We start from the raw sequence: 3830 nt of genomic DNA on the forward strand, positions 1-3830 counted from the left end.
TGGAGAGATTTTATTGGTTTTACCCTGCTCCTGCTTCTAACTCGCAACTTGGGTTGCTAGAGACAGCATCAATGTCTGATGAGAACTTGCCTTGCAGATAAACCGACGATCGTTCCTCGAAGGAGAATTATTTTGCATCGCGAACTTCTGACTCTAGAAAAGTGGCTACTTTTGCAGCGAAATTTGAACATTTGCCTGTTGTAAACCAGGGCGCTTCAAGGCTGCCAGCGTTTTGTTGACGGCATATTTCTGATTCAGGGCATTTATCAGGTTCGTTACGTTGTGATTCTTGGCGACGCCCCGCAGGTTAGCAACCAGAGCAAAGGAGCCATCTAAGCTCCGTGACCAGCCCAAATCACAATCCCCATCAAGCACGACAACAATGTCAGTTCGAATTGTTTGATTACACAGTCCGCATGCTTCGGCATCAGTTTTCACCGTCATACCCAAGTCTTGTAACGATGCCTTTAAGCTCGACTTTATCCATTTGAGGAGTAGAACAATCAGAACACTACCTTCATTGATGCGTTGGCACTCGTGCGCTCCTATTTATGGGCACCACGACTTCTTGATAGGTCAGGGGCAGAGCCAAGACTGATTAAAGTTCCGAGCGACGTGTTTGCCTGTTGGTTAGAGGCGCTTTGCTATGCTGCTTAACGGATAAAGTCGAGTTAAGAGGATGTCTGAGAAGTAGGAAAGCTCTCGAAACGATAACCTGTCAATAGCAAATTTCAAGACAGCATATCGAGAGCCATGAAATCATCGTATCCAACATGAGTTCAGGTTAAACAGACCCAGGCAAAACAGCATCGGGTATGAGGGATGGTTTCTTTGGCTGGTGGCAGTAGGCAATCAATCCACAGACCAAATTGACTAAGCAGTTGACGGGTGAACGGTGACGAGAATGCTCAATCTGAAAAATGTTCTTCAACGGGTTCCGTTTGAGTTTAGTAATCAGTTGGATACCCCAGTCTTGCCAGAGCTGAAGTGCGAGTTTTTGGGAAACATAGCCCCGATTACCCCTTGGGGGAAGAGCTTCGCAACGCCAAACACCTTGCCAAAGAGCTGTTGCAGCAATTGGGGCACAGGCTGACGGTCATCGACATTGCTGGGTGTGAGGATCGCGTTGAGCAACTCGCCTTGCTCATTAACCACCAAGTGCAGCTTAAACCCAAAGAACCAGTCCACCGAGGTTTTGCCTCGAGCGGCTAAGGGGTTGAACACCTTGTGGGAGGAGATGCGGCGGTTGTGGCAGACCTTGATACTGGTCGAATCGATAAAGCTGATTCCCGTACCAGGGCTGTTTCATTGTGAGAAATAAAAAACTGGCTGCTTGATTCCCTCGTTCGACGTTCTTGAATTTTTTGAACCTTGCAAACGAGGACTTGGGGCTTCCGGATATCTCCCGGTGACAATGAAACAGCCCTGATTCCCGTACAGTTGCCAAAGCAATGGCGCAGGTAGGCACACAGGGGAATCAGGGTGGACGGCATCCATTCCACAAAGCGTTGGTAGCTGACTAATCGCGGAAAGGCTCTGCGCCAATAGCGACAGACACAGGGATTGAACCTGTGGTTTCCTGCCTCGGAAACAGGTGCTCTGTCCATCTGAGCTACATCCTCATTTGGGAGCCGCGACGAGAGTTGCACCCGCTTCTTTCTGGCTGAGAACCAGAGCGACTTATCTAGTCGTCCATACGGCTTTGTGTAGTTGATTATCTGTATGCATCACACACAAATAATCAACCTTTTCAAGGCGGGAATAATCGGATTCGAACCGACGATCTTTCGCTCGACAGGCGACTGCTTTGAACCGGGCTAAGCTCCATTCCCAAAGGTGGCGATTCAGTTGTCAAGGTTCAGATTTGCTGGTGGCAGCAAGAGTTAGAGGAAGCCACGCCGTTCCAGGTAATACGTTTGCTGGAGGTCGCGGATTGCTTGAGTGTGTTGGGTGGAGGAATGGTTTCCCTGATTGGATGGTTTGTCTCGAAGCGCCGCAGAAGCGCTAGAGAAATGAGCTTGTAAGAACTCTGAGAGTTTCGAGAGAAGACCCGTTGGTTGGAGGGAGCGAGTAGTCATTGAGTTAGCTCCTTTTCGTTTCATTCTATGCTACAAACATAATACAACATACTACAAACGTCAAGGGTATACTACAACTTTTTTGAAAAGGGAGAGGACAAAAGTAGAAGACATGTATGTATTGCCCTCTCCTATTAGATTTATGGGTACGCCAGCGAGGAAACGGCGCTATGTATAGCTCAACTTCGGTGTAGTTCAGCTTTAACAAGTTCAGCGTTAACCTCGGTCTTGCCTCTTTAGCTTGAGGTCAGGTATCGACAGGCTGCTGTTCTTTCCAGAACTGCTCGGCAAATGCGTTTACCCCTTCGGGGAACTGCGAAGCAACCGCTGGGTGAATCGGTGCTTTAGGTTTGGTTCTGAGTACCATCCCGGTTTCATGCAGAAGGCGATCGCTCTTCCCTGAGTTACATCTCTGGCAAGCTGCCACTACATTGTCCCAGGTGTGAGTGCCGCCCTTTGAGCAGGGAATGACGTGGTCGAGAGTGAGATGTTTGGTGCTGCCGCAGTACTGGCAGATGTGATTGTCGCGGCGAAAAACTTCCCGACGATTCACAGGCGCTGCTTTCCAGTGCCGTTCGGGATTGCCACTCGTCAGACGAATGTGCTCAGGAATTTGTAGTACGACACTGGGCGTTTACCCCAAGGGGAACTGCTTCGCACCGCACTTCCCAAAGTTGGGTACTGCCGAATCCTAAAGATTCTGCCTGTCCCGTCACCAAAAAACGGATCGACCGCTTGAGGTTGATCCGCGCCAAGGGCAGGTAGTTTTTTGAAAACACCACCACCTGGTTTTGAAATATGTGTGGTTGCCCACTCTGTTGTTGAGATTGCATAGAATTCACTCCTCAAAAAACAACCCCCGATCCTAGTGACTAGAAGCGGGGGTTGGGGAAGTTGACACACTTTAATCCATATATGGGTGTCAGGGTTGCCCTGCACTGCCCGCTGCTCATCACTGCTTCCGGATTCGTCCATCCGGTGACTGTGTGATCAATGCCTTTACTGACGGATCGACTGCCGCTAAATTGATACGTGCCTTCACACGCAAACAGCACCGATGCTCTGCCCAAATCCCAATGGAATTGACATGACACAGCGCTATGTAAGGTGGCGAGAAGAACACGTCTCATGAAAGGCTGTAGTATTTGTATTACAAATCTGGATACTTAGCATACTACATTTGTAGTATTGCATTGTCCACCCTTTATTGAAATTAAAATGAGATCGTAGAGCGATCGCTAAGTTAGAACTCCTAGAGCAGTTAGTCCGATTAAGCAACTCAATTGAATCCCCAAGCAAATCAGTCGCAGGGTTGGATTGAGCGCAGCAACGTGAATGACAGAATGCACCAGTCGAAAGGCGATGTACACGCCGATGAGCACGTTGACTCCCGTTCCAGAGACACCCCGAACAGTGAGGAGAAATACCACTCCAAGATACAGAGGCAAGTTTTCGACTAAGTTGGCTTGTACTCGAAAGAGCCGCCAGAGTAAGCTTTCATCATTTGGTGTGCCAAAATCCTTGGCAGAGCCACCGACTGATAAATATTGAATTCTGACAACAAGCAGCAGGACAACGATCGCGATCGTCCATAGAATGAAGATCACTAAACCCCAGAGCGGGGCAGTCATCTCGATAGGCTCGTGCATTCTTCTTTACTCCAGTAGAGTTTGCTGCTAACAGCTTAGAAAGCAAGCAGGCGTTGCTGAATGAGAAGATGAATTAGCATGGAATCGGCACATCTCGAAATTT

6 protein-coding genes, 1 tRNA gene and 1 pseudogene are annotated in these 3830 nt (G+C 48.6%); all 8 read right to left on the reverse strand.

Annotated elements, in window-relative coordinates; all coding sequences use genetic code 11:
• Positions 1–165: 165 nt before the first annotated feature.
• Positions 166–507 carry a DUF1257 domain-containing protein gene (locus AC5I6P_RS02305; protein WP_495692151.1) on the reverse strand — a complete coding sequence of 114 codons (342 nt, stop codon included), beginning with the start codon at positions 505–507 and terminating at the stop codon, positions 166–168.
• 277 nt (positions 508–784) lie between these two features.
• Positions 785–1607 (reverse strand): annotated as a pseudogene (locus tag AC5I6P_RS02310) (transposase).
• Between the two features lie 149 nt (positions 1608–1756).
• Positions 1757–1832: transfer RNA gene (locus AC5I6P_RS02315), tRNA-Asp, on the reverse strand.
• A 51-nt stretch (positions 1833–1883) separates the two neighbouring features.
• The gene (locus tag AC5I6P_RS02320; protein ID WP_495692146.1) at positions 1884–2078 is read right to left on the reverse strand and encodes a hypothetical protein; all 195 of its coding nucleotides are present in this window, start codon (positions 2076–2078) and stop codon (positions 1884–1886) included.
• Between the two features lie 247 nt (positions 2079–2325).
• A complete protein-coding gene (locus AC5I6P_RS02325) occupies positions 2326–2631 on the reverse strand; it encodes an HNH endonuclease (protein ID WP_495692147.1) in 306 nt (101 codons plus the stop codon).
• A gap of 52 nt (positions 2632–2683) precedes the next feature.
• Complete coding sequence (locus tag AC5I6P_RS02330) at positions 2684–2911, reverse strand: hypothetical protein (RefSeq protein ID WP_495692148.1); 228 nt, start codon at positions 2909–2911, stop codon at positions 2684–2686.
• 39 nt (positions 2912–2950) lie between these two features.
• Positions 2951–3208 (reverse strand): hypothetical protein, encoded by a 258-nt coding sequence (locus AC5I6P_RS02335; RefSeq protein ID WP_495692149.1) that lies wholly within the window; start codon positions 3206–3208, stop codon positions 2951–2953.
• Between the two features lie 108 nt (positions 3209–3316).
• Positions 3317–3727 carry an MAPEG family protein gene (locus AC5I6P_RS02340; RefSeq protein ID WP_495692150.1) on the reverse strand — a complete coding sequence of 137 codons (411 nt, stop codon included), beginning with the start codon at positions 3725–3727 and terminating at the stop codon, positions 3317–3319.
• Positions 3728–3830 lie beyond the last annotated feature (103 nt).

The sequence above is a fragment of the Myxacorys sp. genome (assembly GCF_059501405.1).